The following is a 24,856-nucleotide window of genomic DNA, read 5'->3' as shown; positions in this document are numbered from 1 at the left end:
ACTATATACAAATTCTAAAACACGCCTACAATTTAAAAGACAAATATGTATGTTAAATATATAAATAGCAATTCCTTTACTCCAGTTATTAAGCTTTCCCCTATTAAAAATATCCTCTTCATTTTCTTGTTAACCTGAGTAACTTATACACCTCTTCTAATCTATTACACTCCTCCATTTAAATATAAAGGTGACTTCTCGTTCAAAGAATAAAGTGAAACTTTAATCCTCCCGATTCCCATCTAACTTCTTTGCTTTCATTGAATTTTTGGGCGGGAGTCTTACTGCCCCAAAATAGCGGGATACATTATGCAATATTGCATTTGATAATCATTTTCATTGTAACTATAATGATTACAGGATTACTATTAATCCAATATTCTACATGGAGGTTTTATTATGTTTAAAAAAATTATTGTATCTTCTATGGCGCTTACTATGTTCGGTGGAGCTGCAACTATGCTAGAGGCACCTACTGCTCAAGCAGCTTCTTATAACTCAACGTCATCCTCTTACTTTGATGTCACTCCTGAAGAGGCCGTGGCTTTCTATCAATCTCAAGACTATAAAAAATTAAAAGTATTTTTGGATGACTTTGAAGCAAGAAACCCTTATACTCCAGGTGGAGGCTACGCTCAAGGGAGTGTACGTATGCAAAAATTCAACGATGCTCTTAGAGATGCAAAATTAACAAATGTCTACCAAGAGTTTATTAGAATCTCATACTACAATCATTATCCAGAACCAAAATAATAACAACGGATTAAATGTTTATTATTTCTATAACTTAGCCTAATTTTAAATGTATAACCTAAAAATAATTACTAAAACCACTCATATAAGGGTGGTTTTTCTATTTCCCCATATAATTTAGCGGAATGTTACATCATCTTTATTTTAATATGTTTTATAGTAGACATTCTCTAGTTGACACAATCTAGTAGGTTAGCAATGGGAATATCAAAATATATTTATAATTATTTTCTGTTTAATAGCAAAAAACGAACACCCTCTCACAATTAGATAAGGTGCTCGTTTTCATTTTTATCGGTAATTCTCAATTCACTTTAGCTTCTTTCCAATAAGTAAAGATTAAATTAACTTAAAAACAAAGCGTTTTAAATTTAATTCATAGATCTTACTGAAACTTGGAATTGCCCCTTAGAACCATCATCATTTGAAACGTAAATTTTATATGTTCCATTCGGCAATGGAGATAAAGCATTCCGTACATTTGTAACATTAATTTGTTGTTCTCCAGGTTTTATATAACCACCAACAATTAGCTCTGTATTTGGACCTTTTACACTATATCCCATTGTATTTTGACCATTATTTTTCATAGAAAAGCTTAAGTCAGTACTCCCATCATATACGAAAGAAGTTACAGCCTCGCCACTATAATCCATTGTTTGGGTTAATAATAAGTCTGCAGAAACATGTTCAACTACATGAATTGGATCATTCGTTTTGTGTACTTCTTCAGCATAAGTATTATTCCCTAACACACCAAGTGTTAATGCTGAAACTACTCCACAACTAAGCACTAGTTTATTTAACTTCATTTTAAGTTCCCCCTTGATGTTTGTATTCTATTACCATCATACATCCTTTTTTAAGTGCGTTTTTATGTAATAATTCATATCTATAAACCTATATATTTTAACTTTCCGCCTTAATAGTTATTGAGAAAGCCACATAGATAAAGCTACAATATTACACTTCATAAAAAACATGTAAATTTTAAAGTCTTTTTCTAGCAACAGAAAAAAGAACTGGGCTTGGTACTATGATTGCTTATAGTATTATTAGAGAATTAAACGGAGATATAGAAATAGAGAGTGAATTAGGTAAAGGGACACGCTTTTCTATTAGTATCCCTTGCTAATGTGATAACAATTTTCTGTTTAGTTAATTACATAAATGAATTTTAAGAATCCCGCTAGCTAGCTTACTTATTAATTATCTTAAATTCATATGCGTTAATTAAATATAATAAGGATCAGAGCTTATCTATTGTTACAGATACACTCTGATCCTTTAGTTTAACTACATTAAACGCACTTAATATTTATAACTTTTCTTACATCGTGATGAAATACTAGTTCATCGATTTTATCTCATTTACTGATTAGATTTGTTTAATGTAAATATAATATCTCGCGATACTTAATTTGTTATTATCATTAGGGACATTTCCTGCAGTTGTTTTTTCATTAAAGTACAGACCTTGTGCCATTCATTGAAAAAGACAACTCCCTTTTTACTACTTCACTTCCACCGTATAATTCCCTGTTCCACCACCATACTGATACACATGTAAATAATACTTCCCTGGATATGTGTAGTAACTACCTACTAGTTTATTCCCTTGTTGCTGAGCATACGTAACATAATTATTTAAATCTGCTTCAGAATAAAGTACCCAGTTCATTCCGATATTATTTTCATTCGTTACGTTAATTTGAAGGTTTTTAGCATTCTCCACATTAATTTCAAAGAAGTCACTTGTATCGCCATTTCCTAAACTAGCACGTAAAACTTGATTTAACTGCAGTTTGTTTGCTGTTTGGAATGAGTTATTCGGTTCTTTTTCTACACTGTTATCTTCTTTCTTTTGAACAGTTACAGTCGCTGTAGCAGTATTAGTTGCTCCTTTATCGTCTGTTACCGTTAATTTCGTCGTATACGTTCCTTCTTTTGTATATACGTGAGTTGGATTTTGCTCATTACTTACTGCTCCATCACCAAACTCCCATCTATACAAAGTAATTTTCCCGTCTTCATCTTTTGATCCGTCGCTTTTAAATGAAATTGCTTCATTTACATTTCCACTATACGGACCATTTATAACTGCAACTGGTGCTTTATTCTCTGCACCTTCTTCTGTATTAATACCGTGGAACACAACATCATATTCAAATTGTCCTGATGCATTCACGCGATAATTTACGAAGTATGCTGTTACTGTTTTATAGCCTGTCCATTCCTTTGCACTTAAACGTTTTAACGTATCATTAACGTTTTGTGTAATTGTTTTCCAATCTTCATATTCTCCTTTTGCTGCAGTTCCTGTATATTTTCCTTGTAGTGTGAATGTATTAAAGAACTGTGATTTATTTTTCTTCACTGATACATTTTTCAATTTTGCTTCCGCTGTTATTTCTGCTGCAATATCTGAAACTGGCTTCGATGCATGATTCGCTAAATAATCGTCTGATACTAATGGCACATTATACTTCTCACGATTATCAACTAGCATTTGCATATAGTCTTGATATTCTTTATTTAAATTCGCATCTTTACTTAATGTAGAGCGATATGCATCATATGCTGTTACATCATTTTTCCTAATAAGATCATGTATTTTATCGAACATATCATATCTCTTATTGTACATATACGATTGTAAAGCAAAGGAATAATTATAGAAATCCCACGTTCCATACTTTGCATTTAACGTTCGCTCTGCCGTATAACGCTCTGCTGGATTTGAAGATAATCCTCCTATAATACTCTTTCTCGGTACAACATTATCCGTTCTCGTTGCCCCTGCAAAAAATTCAGCATTCCCTTCTTCAAACCAAGATAATCTTTCATTTTCATATATTTTCCCTTGTCCCCATAACCCTGGTACTTCATATCTACCTTGTAAATAATGCGTGAACTCGTGTCTGAATAATTCTTCTAAACTATAAATACTTTCTTCTGGCGTACGCTCATAAGTAAAGAACGTACCTGTTCCTTCTATATAAAGACCACCGTTATTCGTTTCATAACCGTACAATTGACGATTAAATTGATATTCTGCTGGGCTATTATAAATAACCATCGTTAGTACATCATCAGGATTTCCTTTTTCTAAAGGTTGATCACTTTCAACCGTACGATGGAATTGTGCCTTCACTTCTTTTGCCGCCCAATATAAACGTTTTACTTTTTCTTCTGTCACTTTATCTCCAGCTTTTAAAACAATTGCCCCATCATCAAACGTATACGTTTTTGGCAAATATTTTTTCTTTCCATCTTCTCTTATTTGATCTAAATTCACCACTTTACCATTTGCATCTTTTCCGCCATAATTCGTTGCGATTTGCTCAGCAGCTACGAAATATTGCTCCCCTAAATACGGATAAATTTTCATCGCATCTGTTACAACTTGTAACCCTTTCGTTCCTGTACTATGGAATGTACCGAGTCTACCTGTATAATAAATGCCATTATTAATAAGCCAACCGTTTTTTGCTGTAATCGTTCCCATTAATGCAAAACGACTTAGTTCATTAATATAACTATCTATTTTCTGATACCATACTGTATCTTTCGGTGCTTTCCTCGTATCGTACAAATACGATTGAATGTCGTAATCAACACCTTGCATAATATCGTAAATAGCATTTCCAGCTGAAAGATTATCTACTAATGTAGAAAAATTATCATTATATTGTTTGAAAATTTTTGCAGCTGATGTTATCGTTTCCACATCACTCGAAGCGTTTCCTATTAACTTTCCGTATGATGATACCACTCTATTTTGCTCTAATGTACCCAGCTTGAAATTTGAATTGTTAGCTATCGCTTTTAATGCAGGTAAGCATTTATCATGATAACTCCGTTCATTTAATTTACTAAGTTCCGAATTATAAAATCCTAAATAAAATCCTGAACGCAATACCTCCACTAATGTCTCAATCCCTTTTGAATCATCCTTCGTATAGGCTTGTCCTTGCTGCTTCAATTTATCAATAATCGCCTGCATCCTACTATCATTTTGATAGAATGCTAGACTGTCTGTATTAAACTGAAATAGCCCCGTAATTTGCTCCCAATCAATTGTTACAAGTAAATCTACTAACTGCTGATTGCTTAATTGATTTAATTCAGCAATTGTATAAGTTTTCGCTACAGCTAATTGCTTACTTTCTTTTTTCACCTCAGGTGGTCTTTGTGATAAATCGGCAAATTGTAGCCTTTTCTCAAAAGACTTGCTTTCGAGCACTTTCGATGAATGAGCTAATTCTTGTACTGGTAGTTGTACACCGACTGGCTCCATTTTGAGCACATTTCGATAAGAAACTTGCTCTCCCTTAGTATCTTCTGCCAAACTACCCCCTTGAAAACTCCCTAACATTAAACTAGCAAAACTTACCCCTACTAACATTTTCTTTGAATAGCCTTTCATGCTCTCCCCTACCTTACATTTTTAGTGTCCCGCTCCATTATTTTACTATTTTCACTTTTTGTCCTGTATTGAGAAAAAATAAGGTAACGTTCACACATGTATCCATTCCATGTAAAATTAACGCTTGACTTTCCGTGCATTTTATATCAAAAAAAGATAGATAATAGCAAAATCCCTGCTACATCTATCCTCGTTTTCAACACTATGATTTTAACTTTATAAACGTAACTTCCGGTAATGTTTGCATATGCTGAATAAACTCATTCTTTTCTTCTGATGATATATTTTTCAGTTGCATCCCGACCTTATAAACAGTTTCTGTACCTTGCTGTGAAGCTTCCACCTCATATGAGAGTATTGGGATGCCTTTCACTTGTAGTGTTTCTAATATTTGTTGTACCGCTTCATGTTTATTTACAAACATTTGCACTGTTATATTTTGTGGAAATAAAAATTGCACCTTAAAAATACGACTTACAATTTCTAAACCAATTAAAACGAGAATCGTCGCTCCAATGCCTACTACATACATTCCCGCTCCAATTGCTAATCCTATACCGGCAGTAGCCCATAAACCAGCCGCGGTCGTTAATCCTTTCACCGCCTGCTTTTGAATAATAATTGTGCCTGCACCTAAAAAACCAACTCCACTAACGACTTGTGCTGCAATCCGACTTGGGTCTAGAGACGTATGCTCTTCATACACAATATCTGAAAAGGCATATTTCGAAACAACCATTATTAACGCACTTCCTACCGCTACGAGGAAATGAGTCTTTAATCCAGCTTCTTTCGATCGAATTTCTCTTTCAATACCAATCATTGCTCCTAACAAGCCAGCCACACCGATTCGTATAATAAAATCAAAATCTACACTCACGGGCACTTCCCCCTTTCATTCATTATAGATAGATAAAACAAAAATTATCACAAACATCCATTTATCACCATGAAAGAATACCACTAAAATACACTTAATACTCCGACTGTTTTATGTTAATATTTTAAATATTAACATAAAACAAATAACTCCTGATTTTAAACCTTCACTAATTTTCTAAAAAACCAAAGGTGGATTGCATGAAATTAGGTTGAGAAATTTTAGAAAACGCTTTCATTTTGTTTCATAATTTTTTATAAAAAATACATAAATAAAGGAGCTTACTAACAATGAACGTCTCGTTACTTACACCTACTACTGATTTACAAGAAGAATACTTAGATTTCTATAACGAATGGAAAGATAGCGGTGAAACAATGATCCCGTGGGTTATCTCAAAAAATCCTGCCAACTTCCCAGCTATGGTTCAAGAACTTCTCGATGCGCATAACGGAATAAATACCCCTGAAACTTGGGTACCAGACTCTACATATTGGCTTGTTACAGATGAAAATAAAATTGTGGGAGCTGTTAATATACGTCATAGTTTAACCGAACATTTATTTAACGCTGGCGGTCATATTGGTTATGGCATTCGCCCTTCTGAAAGAAGAAAAGGTTATGCTACGAAGTTACTAGCATTATCATTAGAAAAAACGAAGGAATTAGACATCACGAAAGTACTTGTCGTTTGCGACGCAGTGAATACCGCTTCTGAAAAAACGATTTTACATAACGGCGGGCTTCGTGATGATGATTTCACTGAGGAAGATGGGAATGTAGTAAGAAGATATTGGATTGAGCTATGAATGATCACAAATAAGCGAGAAAGTGATTATACACTTTCTCGCTTATTTTACACTGCTTCTATTTCAAACTGCACTGTAATACCACTTGGATCTACCACCACAAACCCATTTGTAGTTTCATTTATTTCATGTTGTTTTTCTATTAATCTTTCTTTCACTTCATCTAACGCTTCTTTATACGGTAGTACAATCGTATACACCTTTAGCCCAGTTGCATGTACTGGTGGGTGTGGATTGTTTACTCCGTTCCACGTATTTGCACCAATATGGTGATGATATCCCCCTGCTGAAATAAATAAGCAATCCTCTTCACGCTGTTGTACTTCAAAACCTACTGTTTCCACATAAAATTCATGTGATTTCTCTACATCAGCTATTCGTAAATGTACGTGCCCAACGACAGTATTAGCAGGCAAACCATCAAACTCATAATCAACGAGTGTTGCCAATTCTTTTAAATTAAGTGGTGTACTTCCTCCTGGCCCTTCTCCCCATTGATCACGCGGACGGTCTGCATAAATTTCAATACCATTCCCCTCTAAATCTTGCAAATAAAAAGCTTCGCTATATGTATGATCACTTGCACTATTAAACCTTGAAATTGGTAAAATTTCATTTGAATATGTATAACGCCCTTCTTGCTCATCCGGGCTGTCAATTACATTCTTATTACGAAGAACCCCAAATAGCGCAGAAGCAAAAGCTTCACGAGTCGGAACTAAAAAGGCTACATGATATATACCAGTCGTACGCGGTTCTTGCAGTACCCCGTCCTCTAACCTTTCAAGAACAAGTAACGCGTTCTTTCCACCTTTTCCAGATAAATATGCTTTATTCCCCTCTTGCTTAATTACCTCTAATCCTACAACATTCTCATAAAAAGCAATTTGACGCTCTAAATCTTTCACTTTAAATTCAACATGACCAATACGTGTTTTCGGATGAATTTTTACCATGAATAACTTCATCTCCTTATCCCTATATTTTCCCATTACATATAACCGTTACTATGAAGGATACAACTAAAATCATCCTATGTAAATAAGAAAAGTCAGAATTCACATACATTTTTATTTTCATAATAAAAAGCCATCTTTTCTAACTTTTAGAAAAGATGGCTTTTTAACTCTTATCTCATTTTATGTACTTCAGCAACTAGCTTTCCACCCTGAATGCCCATATAAAGCTTCACAGGTGCATCATTCGTATTTTCAAATACTAAATCTAAGTATGGATATGCAATTGTAGCATCTCTTCCTTGTGGAACATAACCTACCGTTTTAGAATGTGTAGTTCTCTCCACCATTTTCAGACCAGCTTGATCTGCTGCATTGTATAAAGTTGAAGATGTTTGACAAACACCACCGCCATATCCATCTACTAATTTACCATCAACTATTTCTTTCCCTAATTGATATCCTTTATCTGGTGTTGTATCACCGATTAATGAATTAAAAGAGAAACGGTCTCCTTTTGCTAACACAACTCCATTTATGCTCGCTGCTGACAAACGAATATTCTCAATACGGCCACCTGTTGAACCACCTAAGTTCGTTTCATATCTACCAATTACCGTACCATTTCCTTGCGCATCACTTAATGTTGCGACTGGTTTTTTCTCCACGATCGGCAACTGATACGTAGCATCCCACATACCAACATTTAACAATTTATCTACTAATTCTTTTTCCATTAATTCATAAGAAGGTTTTCCTTCTTGCCAACTTCCATCAGGTGCTATACGTGAAGGAACCATTTTTTTGTCGACGCTTTTTCCAACCTCACCAACAACCTTTGTTACAGACTTTTTAAATTTCGCTTCATCTTCAAAATAGCCTAAACTAGATAAATCTAATTTTTTCACTTCAGTACCAGTTCGACCATCAACTAAACTAATAGTATCCTGCACTTCTGCTTTAGCCTCTACAGTATGCCCACCAATATCACTTACCAATGCAACATCACTTACTTTTGCACCACAGCCACTCATTATAGCTACACATAACACCCCAACTAATATACCCTTTACTTTACGGAACAATATACTCTCTCCCTTTCCCCAACATCACTATTATGTATTTATTTCATTTTTATGTATGTTTTGTTACAATCATTTTACAATATGTTTATAAAATGTTACAAGTTATTTTTCACTCTATATAAATTACTCTTTTCTTTTATAAATGTCTATACATATTTACATAAAAGTTTGAGTTTGATAGAATTGTAACTTTTATGTAAACTCTCTCTTTTATCCAGTATATACCATTAAGCAAAAGAAATACAAATCAAAAACCCTCAAGTTATTTTTTATAAAGTGAAACTGTAATCAGTGAAGGTTTTACGGGCATCCCGATCCTCTTTATTTCCGCTGAATTTTGAAATGGGGGTCTTACTGCCCAGCAAATAGCGAGATAAAGAGAAATCCCGTCAACATAAATAGGTATTTGCCGTGCCACCGCTCCGCTTTTGCACATACATTATGGTGAATTCAACCTATTTTAAAGAAATGGAGGATGTTATTATGTATCCCTACAATCCATATGATCCATATAATCAATATGTGTACCAACAACCACAGTATGACTTACAAACACAATATCAATCTTATATAGATCAAGCAGAGCAAACGAATCCATATGACCAAAATAGACAATTCCAACTTCCAATCTCTTTTCCTGGCACTGGAAATCGTCAATTAGAAAGACGCGTAAATGCGCTTGAACAAAGAGTACGTCAACTAGAAAATACAGTTGAGCGCCATACACGTAGACTAAACCGCTTAAACCAACGTTTACGCACAGTAGAAAACAGACTAAACATTCCATTCGCAGCATTAGAAGACGGATTTTAATCGAGAAAATAAAGATTATATAAAGGAAGGGGCTTCCCCTTCCTTATATAAATTGACGAAAGTTTTTTCCATCTCTATACTGATAAGAGTTAATGAAATGAAACAAGGTGATAAATATGGATTTTGAAATAAATTATCTTTCCTTTTATGTTGTACAAGTAGAAGGAAAAGGTGAAGCAGTTGATAAACGCTACAAACATTTTCAAACTTTAGACGCTGAAGAATATGAAGATAGCTCCTTAAAAGAATTTTTGAATGGTGAGTTATTAAAAATATCGAAGCGAAAAGTAGAACGTCATGCAAAAACAGAACAAGCCCCAACAAAAATTGGTCGCTTTATTGTAGAGGAAGGTCACGAACTTGATTCAAACCCTCATTACAACCTTTTTAATCGTATTCGCTTTGCAGAAACAAAGGACAACTTTAAAGATATGAGCGAACCCCTCGTTTATACATATCTTGACACAAGCGCTGTACGTGGTGGTGTATTTTTAATTGCTCAGGCAAAACTACGCAAATACTTTGATGATCCATTCGTATTCGTAATGAAATGCGACTTCGAACCAAAGGTTGCTTCTATTTCTGATGAATCAACACTGATTCGTAACGTTGAAATGGCCATCACAACAAAGAATATGAAATCTATCCAATATCCGTACATGCCTGAAGAAGGTATGGTTGAAGTAGGCGAATTAAAAATACACCAAGCATCACATGCCCGCTACTTTGAAGACTTCTTAAAATTCGTCGAATACGAACGCTCTATGCCTGAAATTATGAAAACACAAGTAATGGACATGGTATACGACCAAATTGAAGATGTATTTGAAGAAGGTACGGAAGAACGCGAACAATTCGACCAAGCGATGGAAATATGGGCTGCCAGTCCGAAACGCGAAATTATGGAACAATTTTCAACCGAAGAAGTAATGGAAGCAACTGCTCAAATCGTCCAGCATGCTCCTGAAGTCGAATTAAAACTAAAAGCAGATCATATCTCTGTGAAGGCCCTGCTTGCTGATTTCGGGGATCAAATACATATTGCGAAGGTAAATGATCGATATGTACTTATGATTGAAGCAGACACACTTACATTTGAAAAAGGCTTCTCTCCTATTGAGTTTCTGAAGCCAGATGAGCTGCAAGATGTGATTGAGCGGATTGAGAATAAGCAGCAGTATTCGTTTGATCCGAGCGGTATTGAATAAAGTGAAACTTTAATCAGTGGGGTTTTGTTCATCCCCCACTAATTATTAACCCTCACCAATCGGGCTTTTACGGGATAAATACTTCCATATAACTGTTGTTACTGGGCGCTTATAATAAGCGCTCTTTTGTTTATATTAAAAATCGATTCTACTAAGAATCGATTTTTCTGCTTTATAATAAAACATGTTTATTTTCAAATTTTTTTGATGCAAGATGACATTTGTTGCAGAATCAAATACATCCCTTCCTTGTTATACAAGCTTATTTCCATTAGAAATATCTACTTCAATATTTCTAGTTGACCAAGTCCTTCTATAAGTTGTTAAGATGCAAATTTCACTTTACTACCTCAAATTTATTGTACTCGTAAAAAGATAATTGAAAACGATATTCCGGATGTTCTCTCACCCAATCGTAGGCTTCTTCTAAAATTTCCATTTTGTTTTGCAAGTCATTAAGTTCACTACATTCGTCCCTTTTCTGTTTGCACAGAGGGCAGAATCCATTCACTATTTCCGCACTCGTCGCCCTAATAGTTTTACTTTCTAAATCAACTACTAGACGAAGAATAACAGAATGCTCTTCTTTTGTAGTCACCTTCATTTCAGCAATCCGATCCTCATTCCAAAAGACACCGTTTAATTCCACCTTTACTGTGACATCTTTAATATCCAAGTCTACCACTATCACACCTCCCTTGTACAAAACTCAATCTTACTCTTCTATTTTAAACTTTAATACACCACAACTTAAAGAGATATTAAGTTTTTTCCAATTCTTCTTTACTATGAAAGAAAGTGTAGTTAATGCTAATTGTGTGGTAAATATTATCCCAAAAACTAAAACAGTTAAAATGTTAAAGATTGTTTCCATTAAACTACACTCTTTTCTTTATATATTTTTTTATTTTATTAATACGGTTTAAAACTCTTATTACGTCTTAACAATCCCAAAGCAATTATAATGCACAATCCCAACAACAAGTTGATGCCTATTTAATATCAATACGCTGTTATTACATGTATGTAGTTAGAGGGGGAGGAGAAATTCATTTAACCTCTGTATTCTCCTCCATCTCAGCCAAATACCTAATCTGTCGTTCCGCTTTTCTCACTGCTGTACGAAAATGTTTTTTCAGGAGTTCTACTGTATTTTCACTTATATAATATCTTTCCGTTATACTTTCCCACGTGTCACCACTTTCAAATGTACTCCATTCAAAAGGGCGTTCTGTATTTTTCTTTAGTTCTTTAAACACCCATTTTCGCATCTTTTTTTTCGCTTTTTCTGTTAGTTTTCCGTTTTTTACAAGTTCAAGTTCACCATGTCTTTTGTATCGCTTATTAATATCTCTCTCGCTATATACTTTAAGAAGTATATTTGCTGTATTTTCAGCATCTGCTAAAGCACGGTGCTGTTTTCCTTCCCACGTTAAAGCGAGCTGTTCTACCGCAAATTGTAAACTTGGCGTATGTTCAAACAATTCCTCATATGCTTGGAAAACAAATTTTTGCAAATCAATTCTATTTTCTTTTTCTATACTTGGGCATTCAACACCATATAATGTACAATCATGAGATAGAAAGCGATAATCTTCTTTTCCCCATGAAACAAATATAGAACCTTCGCCGATGAACTGAATAAATTTCTCTATAATTTGAGGGAATTTTTCTACACCCATTAAATCTTTTTTCGTAATACCGGTTAATTTTGTTGTATGACGAGTTAATCGTGCACTTGGTTTTACTAACTCCGAAAATTCTTCAATTATCTTCATTGTACCTATTTCTATTTTTACAGCTCCGATATCAACTATTTCTGATGGATCTTCTGATTTATACGGTCTGAAATTCCTTTCAATATCAAACACAATGAAATGTGTAGCGTTTTTCAATTTATTTACCTCTTTCTAAATTCCTTTTCACACAAACACTTTATTTTCAGTATTTATTTATTCATGTACTTTATACAAAAATACTCCGAATAAATAAATGAAAATTCAGTCTTGTTATGATATGTAAGTAGGAGGACATCTATAAAAATGCAAAAAAAAAGAAGGGCGAGCCCTTCTTTTTTCAAAAATTACTTCTTGTTTACGTTAGTAGCTTGAGGTCCACGGTTACCTTGTTCTACTTCGAAAGTAACTTCTTGACCTTCTTCTAAAGTTTTGAAGCCTTCGCCTTGGATAGCTGAGAAATGAACGAATACGTCTTCTCCGCCTTCAACTTCGATGAAACCGAAACCTTTTTCTGAGTTAAACCATTTTACTTTACCGTTTTGCATGAAAAAAATCCTCCTACAATGTACCTATATGTACATATTCATTTTCAACCACCTTACAATAATAAGCCAGATATTAAAAAACTGCAACCCCTGAGGAGATTTAACATTGCTATCCTCCTCGGAAGTTACAGCTCATTTAAATCTCTATATTATTAAAAGTAAAATGGTTTAAATATACTATATCATATCAATATAATAAAAGTAAAGTTTTTTTCTTAAATTATTTTTTGTTCCCACTGCATTGCTTTTAATTCACCTGATCCGGCTACTACATAACCATCTTTTTGATTAACAATGCGCCATCCGTGCCCTTTAACTGAATCACATACTGTAACAATACCTTCTTCAAGAAGCACACGGCACACACTACTAATCCCCGCCTTATTTTGCGTTGAAGTTGTATATAAAACATGTTGATCTACACTTAAGTCTAAATAACTACTTGCTTTCTGCTCACTTTGACATGTATGCCAATATATTTTTTCACTTGCAATACTTTCATCTATTTTACAATAAGAAATATTCCCGCTAACTCCCTTGCACGATCCACTTGCCGCTACTAAATAAGAATTGTGTAAAGTCAACGCGGAGATCATTTGATTCATCGCAATTTTAATCCTCTTTAATTTACGTGTCTTCAAATCAAAGAGCCAAACACCACCATATTTAGCATGTATTTTCGTACCAATAAATAAGTAATGTTTATATAAAAATAATGATCGAATAGACGGTGCCGCACTGCCATACTCAAGAAACGGATGAATAGTTTCCCATGTCAAACCGTAATTATTAGAAAGATACAGCGTTTTTTCTCCATGAGCAACAACAGTTCCTTGTACATTGCTACATACATTCCAACTCGTTGCTTTTGTTGGAAAACGCTGAATCGTCCAGTTCTCTCCATCATTCATACTGCGAATAAAAATCCCTTCGTCACCTACACCATAAACTACATTATCTTCGCTATGTAAATCCCTAATTCGTTTTTGAAAACCATTTAAAATTCGTTTCCATTCTCCGTCTTGTTCAACAAATAAGCCATTATATGTAGTAGCTAACAACAGTTTTCCATCTCTTAACTTTGTAATAGCAGTTGCACTTAACATTGTCTCCACGTTGACACTCCCATTCTTAGAACTTCTCAGCAAATGCAATTGCAAAATTACTGCATTTTTCAACATCCTCTTCATCTTCTGGAGCTAATTCAATTTTCAGCCCTTCTTGTACAAGCTCTGCACCGCGTTCCACAAGACGTTCTTCAAATATCGTTACCGCTTCACAAAACAGTTCATACGCCGTATCACCCGATCCGAATACCGCTACCTTTTTCCCAGCTAAATCTATATTTTCTAAGTCATCATGAAAATCTTCCGCTTCAAATGGTAATTCACCATCGCCCCACGTATAAGACCCTAAAATGATTCCATCATAAGCTAATAATTCTTCAGCATCCATGCCTTCCATTTCTTGCAATACTACTTCATGATCAAAAGCATCTAAACTAACTTTAATTAAATCAGCAATACTCTCTGTATTTCCTGACATACTTGCATAAGCTATTAAAATTTTTGCCACTTTGGCATCCCCCTCTAACAATAAATGATTCTCATTCTCATTATATTAATAATGATAATCAATTTCAATTGATTTTTTCTACTTTTATTTACATTTCACATTACTTATTTCAAATAAGGTGAAACTTTAATCAGTGAGGGTATTCATCCCCCACCTAACTTCTTTGTTTCCGCTGAATTTTGAGGCGGGGGGCTTACTGCCCGGCAAATAGCGGGATAAAGTGAAAGTTTAATGAGTCCTCACCAATCAGGCTTTTTCAGACAGCCCACAAAGAGCGGAATAAATAAAAAAGCACAGATGACTATACAATCACCTGTGCTTTTTTATTATTTTTTAAAAATACCAAAAGGCTTTCCTACTGGTAAAACAACTTTTCCGAAGTGTGTATTTAACACTGCTGCTGCTGAACCGTAGAAAGATAATAATGAAATAAGAAGTTCAGAATATGCTGCTAAATTATGCATTGCATGCGGCATAACACCTAAAGTACTTAATGAAAGACCGATAAATAAGAAATCAATAAGGACGAAAATCATAAATAATACTTTATGTGTTTCCATTGCACCAATTGTCATAAAGATTGTGAAAATCAAATATCCGATAAAGGCTACACCAAGCTGTTTTGAATCTGCAGCTTGTGCTAATTTTTCGCCAAATACTCCAAGTTGAATTAACCAAGTCATTCCAACACCTAGCCAAAATAGACCGTACGCACCGAATGCTGTTGTACCGAATGTATTGTTATGCTTTGCATCATGAATGCAAGCAAAGATTTGTGCAAATCCTCCTAAAAAGATTGCCCACGGTAATACAAGTGAAACGCCATCTGTTAAGCCTAACTTTTGAGATGATGCTACAAGTGTTACCATCGCTAATCCAAATAGACCAATTCCAGATGGATCCGCTGTTGTCATTTTCACATGATGTGTAGTAGTTTGATTGCTCATATAAACCTCCTGATTATAAACATACTCGAATACAATACTTAAATCAGAAGACTATGTCAATGGTTTTTTTTGTATGTTGTCAGACGTTATATTTTATAATGATTAAATATATTTCTGACCACTTCATAAGGTTTTATATTCACTTTTTCCAACTCGTTTATCGGTAGCCATAACGGAATATAATTTCCCCTACCTTCCAGCTGAAATTCCTCAGCTGTTCCGCTTCCGAACACTCCTCCTGTAATATAGGCAGCATAATAATATTCATTTCCTTTATATTTTACCTTTGCAATAAGGTGCTCCACTTGTATATGTACCCCTAATTCTTCGTATACCTCTCTTTTCGTTGCCTCTTCAGGCGTTTCACCTTCCTCAATCCCTCCGCCAGGAAAAACATAATATGTTTCCTCTTCTCGAATACGTTTTATAAGAGCGATTTTTCCTTCCTGTACAATGATAGCGGCTCCGCGATTTCTTATCATTTTATTACCTCAATACGAATCGCAACTGTTCCCCACTCTTTTTCTTGTTCTTTCGTATATATTTTGTATGTACTTTCTAACATTTCCTCTAAACTATCATTTTCACAATCCAATAATTTTTTATCGATTTGTTCATACATAGCTTTAAAGCTCTCGTATCGCTTTATTTCCGTTACTTTTACCGTCATCATTTCTGTTGTCGTAAGATTCGTAAATACGATTTCATCGTCTTTGTTTATTAGTTGACGTTTTTTATCGTATAGGCGTACTTCATATACTTTTTTTCCTGATTGAATTGACTGAAACGGTTTATTATATAAACCCATTTCGTATCGCATACATCCCACTCCCTTTTGTTCATTTCACCTATTAATACAGTTCACATTACTACATCTTGCATATAATATTCCATACGTATCACTTAATTGAGAAAGGAGGCTGAAGAAGCATGTTATATTTAAATCAAAAACCTGAATATAATAAATATGATATTGGTGATTATACTTATAGTAAAGTAGGGCCAACCATTTTTTCTTGGAACGATGAAACAAAATTGAAAATAGGTAAGTTTTGTTCATTAGCAGAAGAAGTCGTTTTCATACTTGGCGGTGAACATCGCGCAGACTGGATAACGACTTATCCATTTAATGCACTTTTTGATGAAGGAGCACATATTACTGGTCACCCTTCTTCAAAAGGTGATATCGTAGTTGGCAATGATGTATGGATTGGTTATCAATCCTGCATTTTATCTGGTGTTACAATTGGTAACGGTGCCATTATTGGTGCAAAAAGTGTTGTTACAAAAGACGTCCCTCCATATGCAATTGTGGCTGGTAATCCAGCAAAATTTATTCGATATCGTTTCCCGCAAGAAACAATTGACAAACTAGAGAATCTTGCATGGTGGGACTGGGACATTTCTGTTATAAAAGGAGCTATTCCATTACTACTTTCCGACAAAATCGACGAATTTTTCACCTCGCCCGAAAAAGAATCTACATGATTAATGAAGAAAGAGCATCCTTCTCTTACAGGATGCTCTTTCTTCATTTATTTTTTCTTTATTTGCAAATGATCACACGGAGAACATTGAAAAGGAATTTTCCCTAAGCAATTAAGATTCGTTTCGCAAATTTGTTCAATCGTTGGAACAAATGGAATGACAACTATGTTACTTTCTACTATTTGTGTAACAGGTGGCAATACTGTGCCTACTTGATGTTCAAAACGAATACTCGCTTGATTTATATAATTTCCTGAACCATTTGGCGCGCTCTGTACTGCTACTTGGAACGAAACTGTCCTTGCTTCACCAGGATTTAAACTTCCGATAAGAAACCCTACTGCCGGGCTTACATTCGGCACTGGCGTATTATCAACCGTTACACTTCCAGGAACAAATCGAACACTACTATCTAACATATCTTGAAAACGAATATTTTGCATTACAGTATCACCCGTATTTGTGATGACTGTCGTAAACGTAATGACATCTCCAATTGTTGCTACCTGTAAATCTGCCGTTTTTACGACTGTCGTTGAGACATTTTGAGGAATAAACGGGATAACAACTGTATTACTATCACCTTCAACTACTACTGGCGGCTCATTCGGATTTACAGTTGCAAGCCCATTCGCTGTAGCAGTATTTGTAACTAAATTATTTACTTGCCCTCCTATTATTACAACTTGGAAATTAATAATTGCTGCATCATTTGGCTGAAAATCACCTAACGGAATACCAGTATTCGGATTAGCAAATGGAAGAGGTACATCATTTACCGTTACCGTACCATTTATAAATAGCGTATTCGGATCAATGATATCTGTTAACACAATATTGGTCACAGGAACTGTACTATCATTTATAACAGCGATTCCGTAAGTGACAACATCCCCTATCATTGCTACTTCAAAGTTTGCTCCTTTTGCAACAAATAAGATTGCAGTATTTACCGTCACTATAACTGTATTGCTTGTATCCATCACTGTAACTGGCGGCTCCCCTGGTACTAAAATATATTCTGCTAACGCCCCAGCAACGTTCACTACTGTACCACCATCCGGAAAACTTGTAATCGTAGCTTCATATGTTACAAGTGCCGTCTCACCAACTGGTATATCAGGTATCGTAAATCCAATCTGCGGATTTACCCCCGGTTGCGGAACCCCATTTATCGTTACACTATTTGGAACGAAATCAGCTTCCTGAGATAGCACATCGATAAATTGAACATTCATTGCATCAGCAGTACCAGTATTTAATATACGAACAGTATACGTTACCGTTTCTCCTACACCAACAACTGAATGGTCTACTTCTTTTAGCATATCTAAGCTGCCTCTATTTACCGGCGTAACCGTCGTATTACTTGAATTTGTAATTGTAGACGGAGGTTCTCCTGGAATCAATTCGAAATCACCCGTTACTCTTGCTGTATTCATAATGCTACTAGAAGGCGGAACTGCGATTACATTTACTTCAAATGTAATTAATACACTATCCCCTACTGCAAGATCAGGCAATGCAAAGCCTACAAATGGATCTAAACCTACTTGCGGAATCCCATTTATTTGTACACTTCCAGGAACGAATTCTAAACTAGGTGATGGAACATCGATAAACTGAACATTCGTTGCTGTTACCGTTCCCGTATTTGTAACTTGCACACTATACGTTAACGTATCTCCTAATCGTGTCGCTTCTTTATTTACAGATTTTATAACGCTGAATCGTCCTCTATTCACTCTAGTTATCGTCGTATTACTCGGCTCTGTTACTACAACTGGTGGTTCTCCTGGCACTAAAGTAAAGCTTCCTGTTATATTTGCAACGTTCGTAATTGTTCCTGATGACGGGATGTTTGTAACTGTCGCTTGAAACGTCACTATAACTGTTTCACCAACTGGGATATCTCCAACTCCAAATCCAGTAATCGGATTTAAGTTTGGTTGCGGGGCTCCATTTATCGTTACACTATTTGGTACAAATGACGCTCCTGCTGAAATGGTATCAACAAACTGAACAGCATTAGCTGTTACTGTTCCTGTATTTGTTATTTGAACCGTATACGTTAATATATCTCCAACGAGAGTAGCAACCCTATTTACTTGTTTAATAACATTAAATTGCCCTCTATTTACAGTTGTAAGTGTTGTATTGCTCGGCTCTGTTACTATAACTGGTGGTTCTCCTGGTACTAATACAAAACTTCCAGTTACATTTGCCGTATTGGCAATTGTTCCGTTTGATGGCGCACTAACAACGGTTACTTGGAAGATGACTTCTACACTTTCACCTGGATTTATATCTGGAAGCGGGAATCCGTTATTGGGATTGAATCCAGGTTGTAACACACCATCTATCGTTACACTGTTCGGCACGAATGCTATAGAGGAAGGTAATACATCACTATATTGAACATTCGTTGCTGGCACTGTTCCTGTATTTTGAACTACTGTTGTATATGTGATTGTATCGCCTACTGCAACAACCGGCTGACTCACTGATTTTAAAACATTCAAACCAGGCTCATTGATTTCTGTTAATGTCGTATTACTTGTCGTTGTTTCCGTAATAGGCGGTTCTGTTTCACTTACAGCAAATGTAGCTGTAACGTCTACAAAATTAACAATCGTTCCACCTTCTGGTATGCTTGTAACCACTTCCTGATATGTGACAAGTACAAAATCATCGACAGGTATATCTGGAACTGTAAAACCAATGAAAGGATCTAATCCTGGTGCTGGTACCCCGTTTATGCTCACACTTCCTGGTACAAATGCTACACCCGCGGAAGTAGTATCGATAAATTGAACATTCGTCGCTGGCACTGTTCCGAAATTAAAAATCAATACATCATACGTTAATATTTCTCCTACCGTCGCTACTTCTTTATCTACTAGTTTCAATGGAAAAATAAACGCTATATTAATTGTCGTAACGACTAAATTTGTTAATATCGTTTCCGTAATCGGTGGTTCCTGCGGATTTGGTTGTGAAGTAAATGTAACATCTGCATCATTTAATATGACTTCATTATCTGGAATTTCTGTAATCGTCACTTGGAATGTGACCTCAATACTTCCACCAGCGATTAATAATGGAGTAACTGTAAATCCTATTTCTGGATTTAAACCAAGTTGCTGCACTCCACCTATCGTTACACTATTGTCAACAAACGTCGTTCCTTCTGGTATGACATCTTGGAAGAACACATCTGTAACAGGGATAATTCCTACGTTTGAAATGAGCACAGTATACGTTAATACATCCCCAACGGCCCCAGTTGCAACATCAACTGTTTTTGTTGCAGTTACTTCACCAGGAGGAGGTAACGGTATTGTAACTACCGTTGTATTACTTGAATTCGTTGTTGTTACAGGTGGCTGTAAAGGATTTAATAAGAAAGTGGCTGTAGCAGATGCTGTATTTAATACTGCTCCACGTGTAGACGGTGCAACTACCGTAACTTGGAACGTTACTGTCAATGATGTTCCAGCTGCAATATTAGGAAGCGGGAAACCAACATTTGGGTCAAATCCAGGTTGTGGCGTTCCATTTATCGTTACACTATTTGCTACAAAAGTTGTTTCTAAAGCAATTGGATCAAGGAAAGAGACATTCGTTGCTGTTACTGTACCGTTATTTCGAATAACAACAGAATACGTGTAAGTTTCTCCAAGTGCTGCTTGTTGTACAGATGAAGATTTTTGTATATTTAACTGTGCTGTGTTTACTTGCGTCACTACAAAATTACTATTTGTAACAGTCGTTATTGGAGGGTTTGCTGGATTTATAAGAAAACTTGCAGTAACGTTCGATTGGTTTCTTATATTTCCACCGCTCGGAACACTCGTCACTATAACTTGAAACGTAATCGTAGCCGTTTGCCCGACCGGAAGATTTGGTACCGGGAAACCTAGCATAGGATCCGCGCCTTGCTGTACGACTCCATTTATCGTCACACTATTTGCTACAAAGGCAGTACCAGACGGAATTGGATCTTGAAAAACAATATTCGTTGCAGGAACAGTTCCTGTATTTTGAATAAGAATCGTATACGTTAACGTATCTCCTACACCGGCTTGTAGTGTATTTACACTCTTCATTACATTAAGTGATCCTACATTCACTCGCGTCACAACAATATTACTAATCGTTACAATTGTAATTGGTGGCTGGAGAGGACTTACTTGGAAATCAGCAGTGACATTCGCATTATTCGGAAGAACTCTATTTGGTGGTACACTCGTGATTGTCACTTGAAAAGTGACCGTCACCATTCCTCCTACTGGAATATTAGCAAGTGGAAATCCAGTTGTCGGGTTTAAACCTGGTTGAGGTGTCCCGTTTATTGTTACACTATTCGCTACAAAAGTGGTTCCAACTGGAATCGGATCAAGGAATGATACATTTGTCGCTGTCACCGTTCCACTATTTTGTATACGAACTGTATACGTTAACGTATCTCCTACACCGGCTTCAGTAGCACTTACACTTTTCATTACATTTAACCCTGAAGAATTCACGATCGTCATAACAGTATTACTTGGTACTGTTACAGTAATCGGCGGCTCTGTTGGATTTACAAGGAAATCTCCAGTTACATTCGCATTATTTACAACATTATTTCCTTGGGGAATTTCATCAATTAATACTTCAAATGTAACAATAACACTGGCGCCAGTAAGCAAATTATTTAATGGGAATCCAAGTTCTGGATCTGCCCCTTCTTGTAAAACACCATTCACAACTACACTATTTTCAATAAATAATGTCCCTTGGGGAATTGAATCTTGGAAAAATACATTCGTAGCTGGTACACTACCTGCATTTATGACTTCTATTGTATATACTAAAATATCCCCTACTGTTGCAACATCCGTATTGACTGCTTTCACAACTTCAAAGTTTCCTGATTGTACTGTCGTATTCACAACATTACTCGGTACATTGATTGTTACTGGTGGTTCATTCGGATTCACTTGAAAGCTTGCTGTTACATTTGCTTGATTTAAAATATCTTCATTTTCTGGATTCTGTACAATTACTACGTCAAATGTGACTACAACCGTTTGAGCCGCAGGAATATTCGGAAGAGAGAATCCTGTATTCGGATTTAGTCCACTTTGCTGTACTCCATTAATTGTTACAGAATTTGCAACAAATGAAACAGCGGAAGAAATAGCGTCTTGGAAAAATACATTTGTTAACGGAACGTTTCCTGTATTTTGAACGGCAATTGTGTATGTTAAAGTGTCTCCTACTGCCGCTTGCGTTGTATTCACTTCTTTTATTACATTTAAACCGCCTGTATTAACTTGTGTCACAACTGTATTCGTTTGTCTATTAATCGTTATTGGTGGCTGATTTGGAATAACGACGAAATTAGCAGTTACATTTCCGCGATTCGCAATTGTGCCTCCTGATGGCGTTGATGTCACTCGTACTTGAAAAGTCACTGTCCTACTTCCGCCGGGAGATATATTTGCTACTGTAAACCCAGTCGCTGGATTTACCCCAGGTTGTGAAACCCCATCCACAGTCACACTATTTGGTATAAAAGTCGTTCCAATTGGGATTGGATCTTGAAAAATAACGTTCGTTGCAAGTACATTTCCTGTATTTTGAATTGTTACCGTGTACGTAAGAACATCGTTAACCGTTGCAAAAGCTTTATCCACTGTTTTTCTCGTTGTTATATCAGCTATATTAATTGTCGTAACTACAGTATTACTTGTCGCTTGCCCTGAAACTGGTTGTTGACCAGGCACTGGAGTAAAGGTAAATGTTGCACTCGCACGGTTTGGAATTGGATTGACAAGAGGGTTCGATGTTACTCGAACTTGAAAGCGCACTACAGTCGTTTGCGAAGCATTAATACTTCCTAGATTAATACTACTTGCTGGATTCGCTCCTGGACGCGCTACTCCATTTACCGTAACGCTATTTGCGACAAATGTTGTTCCAGCAGGGATACTATCAACAAAAATAACATTGCTCGCAGTGACATTTCCATTATTTGTGACATTAACTGTGTACGTTAATACATCATTAAGCGTTGCCGTCTGTAAATCTACAGATTTCTGCATACTTATAGTTGCTTGATTCACTGTCGTTTGTACTGTGTTTGAAGAAGACGTACTTGTAATAGGAGGACTACCAACGAAAGGACGAAATTGATATGACACCATTGCACGATTTAAAATAGGATTGGGATTCGGGAATGATATTATTCGAACTTGAAATGTAACAATTCTTTGCGTGTTATTTGGGATTGTACCTAAATTAATTCCATTAGAAGGGTTTGCATTCGGCTGTGTTACTCCCCCTACCGTAACACTACCTGCAACAAACGTCGTTCCGTTCGGAATACTATCACGTAATACAACGTTTTCTGCACTTCCTGTTCCTGTATTTGGGACCGTAATCGTATAAGTGAGGGTATCCCCTACCCCTGCGACTGTTCTATTAACTGATTTAACAGGATTAATAATTGGACCTGTTGCATCAATTTGAACACCAAAACCAGCTGCTGCGTATCCATCTCCATTTGTAACAAATCGAACCGTTGCTGATGTTTGACTGTTTACTAAAGATGAGGAGGCATCTACATTCGTAATATCCCACCCTTGTCTTCGGACGGCCAAAGCTACCCCTAACGGCTGATTCAAATCTCCAAACGTGCCGCTCGTATCTAAATTTCCACTATCATTACAAATTTGTGACTGAAAGAAATTATTCGCAGGGTTTCTCGGTCCGAATAATGCAACTGTAGCATTTGCATTCGGCCCAAAGCGAAGTTGATCTCCAACAATGTTAGAATCACCTTCTTGAGCAGTTACGAGCACTCTTCCTGTAACAGCTCCTGTTGCCGGCGTAGCAAAACCTGAAATTGTAGCATCAACTGGCGGGGATGAAGCATCGATAATTTCTTGACCTGCATATACTGACAAATTTCGAAGTGGTAAACTTGCATTTTGATACACAACCTCAAGCGTCCATCCAGCTGAACGACTGATTGTCGGGTCGGCTGAAGTTCTTGCAGCTGGCACAGCACCCGTTGTATATGTGCCTGCTCCACCTGCACTAACAAGATTTGTTACATTGGCAGAGCGAGCATAATAAAACTGATTTCCTACTGAACCTTGCTGCGCGGTAGCAGGATCTGGCGTAACAGAAAACGTCCCTGCTGGCGTTGTAAATGTAATGTTATCATTTAAAAATGGTAACACATCTTCCGTATCAGTCCGGAAAGTACCAGCCCAAACTAATTCTGCATATAATACACTGCTTCCCGCTGGAAGATTTAAAATTGCACTTGAAGAATTCAATTGCCATTCATCTGTTGTCCCTGCTGGGAACCCTGGTACTTGCAATGCTGTATTTACTGTCGTAAACACAGCAAGTGTACCAAAAATATTACCTGGTGCAGGTGATGTAGGGCTAAGTCCCAGCGTATTCCCAGTAAACGTGACGGCACCAGGTACTGTTGTCGTAAACCTATTTATAAAAGGCACACAATCATCTCATTTCAATTATAGTAAAAAGTGCTCTATACTATAAAATGTAGACAAACTATACAATGTACGTTGTCCAACAAAATTCCGCACATATGAGAGGGGTTTA

Annotated in this window: 19 protein-coding genes and 1 pseudogene; 6 read left to right on the top strand and 14 right to left on the bottom strand. The window is 36.1% G+C overall.

The genetic code is table 11. The features are described from left to right. Positions 1-399 precede the first annotated feature (399 nt). Positions 400-753, top strand: a complete 354-nt coding sequence (locus ACTFSL_RS10530; RefSeq protein WP_000473483.1) for a hypothetical protein — start codon at positions 400-402, stop codon at positions 751-753. A gap of 371 nt (positions 754-1,124) precedes the next feature. Here ACTFSL_RS10530 and ACTFSL_RS10525 read toward each other — a convergent pair whose 3' ends face one another. Further along, the gene (locus ACTFSL_RS10525) at positions 1,125-1,565 is read right to left on the bottom strand and encodes a hypothetical protein (RefSeq protein WP_000773522.1); all 441 of its coding nucleotides are present in this window, start codon (positions 1,563-1,565) and stop codon (positions 1,125-1,127) included. Positions 1,566-1,753: 188 nt separating this feature from the next. Between ACTFSL_RS10525 and ACTFSL_RS10520 the strand changes: the two are divergent. Next, a pseudogene (locus ACTFSL_RS10520) lies at positions 1,754-1,888 on the top strand (ATP-binding protein); the annotation flags it as partial. A 378-nt stretch (positions 1,889-2,266) separates the two neighbouring features. Here ACTFSL_RS10520 and colA read toward each other — a convergent pair. Both colA and ACTFSL_RS10510 read right to left on the bottom strand, forming a co-directional pair. Further along, positions 2,267-5,182: a collagenase ColA gene (gene colA / locus ACTFSL_RS10515; RefSeq protein WP_440041672.1), complete on the bottom strand. Its 2,916-nt coding sequence runs from the start codon at positions 5,180-5,182 to the stop codon at positions 2,267-2,269. 202 nt (positions 5,183-5,384) lie between these two features. Continuing rightward, positions 5,385-6,062: an MgtC/SapB family protein gene (locus tag ACTFSL_RS10510; protein ID WP_000109730.1), complete on the bottom strand. Its 678-nt coding sequence runs from the start codon at positions 6,060-6,062 to the stop codon at positions 5,385-5,387. A gap of 290 nt (positions 6,063-6,352) precedes the next feature. On the opposite strand from ACTFSL_RS10510, the gene ACTFSL_RS10505 reads away from it, so the two are divergent. Next, complete coding sequence (locus tag ACTFSL_RS10505; protein ID WP_440041670.1) at positions 6,353-6,871, top strand: GNAT family N-acetyltransferase; 519 nt, start codon at positions 6,353-6,355, stop codon at positions 6,869-6,871. 47 nt (positions 6,872-6,918) lie between these two features. On the opposite strand, the gene ACTFSL_RS10500 is transcribed toward ACTFSL_RS10505, so the two are convergent. Continuing rightward, positions 6,919-7,863 carry a VOC family protein gene (locus ACTFSL_RS10500; protein WP_326262912.1) on the bottom strand — a complete coding sequence of 315 codons (945 nt, stop codon included), beginning with the start codon at positions 7,861-7,863 and terminating at the stop codon, positions 6,919-6,921. A 137-nt stretch (positions 7,864-8,000) separates the two neighbouring features. After that, positions 8,001-8,912, bottom strand: a complete 912-nt coding sequence (locus ACTFSL_RS10495) for a VanW family protein (RefSeq protein ID WP_000488973.1) — start codon at positions 8,910-8,912, stop codon at positions 8,001-8,003. 483 nt (positions 8,913-9,395) lie between these two features. Here ACTFSL_RS10495 and ACTFSL_RS10490 point away from each other — a divergent pair, with 483 nt between their 5' ends. Both ACTFSL_RS10490 and ACTFSL_RS10485 read left to right on the top strand, forming a co-directional pair. After that, complete coding sequence (locus ACTFSL_RS10490; protein WP_063537029.1) at positions 9,396-9,725, top strand: hypothetical protein; 330 nt, start codon at positions 9,396-9,398, stop codon at positions 9,723-9,725. A gap of 116 nt (positions 9,726-9,841) precedes the next feature. Then, positions 9,842-10,933 carry a DUF3900 domain-containing protein gene (locus tag ACTFSL_RS10485; protein WP_440041669.1) on the top strand — a complete coding sequence of 364 codons (1,092 nt, stop codon included), beginning with the start codon at positions 9,842-9,844 and terminating at the stop codon, positions 10,931-10,933. Positions 10,934-11,270: 337 nt separating this feature from the next. On the opposite strand, the gene ACTFSL_RS10480 is transcribed toward ACTFSL_RS10485, so the two are convergent. The 8 genes from ACTFSL_RS10480 to ACTFSL_RS10445 all read right to left on the bottom strand — a co-directional run bounded on the left by ACTFSL_RS10480 (position 11,271) and on the right by ACTFSL_RS10445 (position 16,559). Further along, positions 11,271-11,618: a hypothetical protein gene (locus tag ACTFSL_RS10480; RefSeq protein ID WP_440041668.1), complete on the bottom strand. Its 348-nt coding sequence runs from the start codon at positions 11,616-11,618 to the stop codon at positions 11,271-11,273. A gap of 364 nt (positions 11,619-11,982) precedes the next feature. Next, entirely contained in the window at positions 11,983-12,828 is an 846-nt protein-coding gene (locus tag ACTFSL_RS10475; RefSeq protein ID WP_000786417.1) for an exonuclease, read from the bottom strand. A gap of 188 nt (positions 12,829-13,016) precedes the next feature. After that, entirely contained in the window at positions 13,017-13,217 is a 201-nt protein-coding gene (gene cspB, locus ACTFSL_RS10470) for a cold shock-like protein CspB (protein WP_001179150.1), read from the bottom strand. Between the two features lie 215 nt (positions 13,218-13,432). Further along, complete coding sequence (locus ACTFSL_RS10465) at positions 13,433-14,332, bottom strand: WD40/YVTN/BNR-like repeat-containing protein (RefSeq protein ID WP_440041667.1); 900 nt, start codon at positions 14,330-14,332, stop codon at positions 13,433-13,435. A gap of 16 nt (positions 14,333-14,348) precedes the next feature. Beyond that, a complete protein-coding gene (locus ACTFSL_RS10460; RefSeq protein ID WP_001062752.1) occupies positions 14,349-14,792 on the bottom strand; it encodes a flavodoxin in 444 nt (147 codons plus the stop codon). A gap of 326 nt (positions 14,793-15,118) precedes the next feature. Next, positions 15,119-15,739, bottom strand: coding sequence for an acetate uptake transporter (locus ACTFSL_RS10455; RefSeq protein ID WP_000070938.1), 621 nt, complete (start codon positions 15,737-15,739; stop codon positions 15,119-15,121). An 86-nt stretch (positions 15,740-15,825) separates the two neighbouring features. After that, positions 15,826-16,221, bottom strand: coding sequence for an NUDIX hydrolase (locus ACTFSL_RS10450; protein WP_000620831.1), 396 nt, complete (start codon positions 16,219-16,221; stop codon positions 15,826-15,828). Continuing rightward, entirely contained in the window at positions 16,218-16,559 is a 342-nt protein-coding gene (locus ACTFSL_RS10445; RefSeq protein WP_440041665.1) for an ASCH domain-containing protein, read from the bottom strand. Before ACTFSL_RS10445 ends, ACTFSL_RS10450 begins: the two co-directional genes overlap by 4 nt. A 110-nt stretch (positions 16,560-16,669) precedes the next feature. Between ACTFSL_RS10445 and ACTFSL_RS10440 the strand changes: the two genes are divergently transcribed. After that, positions 16,670-17,227, top strand: coding sequence for a CatB-related O-acetyltransferase (locus ACTFSL_RS10440; protein WP_000966302.1), 558 nt, complete (start codon positions 16,670-16,672; stop codon positions 17,225-17,227). A gap of 47 nt (positions 17,228-17,274) precedes the next feature. On the opposite strand, the gene ACTFSL_RS10435 is transcribed toward ACTFSL_RS10440, so the two are convergent. Next, entirely contained in the window at positions 17,275-24,747 is a 7,473-nt protein-coding gene (locus tag ACTFSL_RS10435) for a DUF7507 domain-containing protein (protein ID WP_440041663.1), read from the bottom strand. Between the last annotated feature and the right edge of the window lie 109 nt (positions 24,748-24,856).

The organism is Bacillus cereus group sp. MYBK108-1 (genome assembly GCF_051917185.1).
Lineage (GTDB): Bacteria > Bacillota > Bacilli > Bacillales > Bacillaceae_G > Bacillus_A > Bacillus_A cereus.
The sequence above is the reverse complement of the archived record's forward strand: the minus strand, read 5'-3'. Positions and strand labels throughout refer to the sequence as shown.